The sequence below is a fragment of the Acinetobacter sp. NIOH-H-8 genome (assembly GCF_046635365.1).
Classification (GTDB): Bacteria; Pseudomonadota; Gammaproteobacteria; order Pseudomonadales; family Moraxellaceae; genus Acinetobacter.
The window spans coordinates 1-276 of the sequence record NZ_JBHDVN010000399.1; the positions used below are offsets into that span (position 1 = coordinate 1).

The window sequence follows — 276 nt, forward strand, 5'->3', positions numbered from 1 at the left end:
TGCAGCATGTGACGGATCGAGCGACAAGGATGATTCATCATTCAGACAGAGGCTCTCAGTATTGCTCTGAACTATATCAATCGGCATTACGCCATTATGGGGTATGTCCTTCTATGACAGATGGAGGCCTTGCGAAACAGTGTTTCTCATACCAGAATGCATTAGCAGAGCGGATTAATGGAATATTAAAGCAGGAGTTTTTAATTACACGATGTCAAACCATGAAGGAGTTAGATCACTTAATTGCGGAATCTATTATGATTTATAATTGCTATA

At 39.9% G+C, this 276-nt stretch carries 1 pseudogene; it reads left to right on the top strand.

What is annotated here, in order from left to right:
- A pseudogene (locus tag ACEWB7_RS18840) lies at positions 1–276 on the top strand (hypothetical protein); the annotation flags it as partial.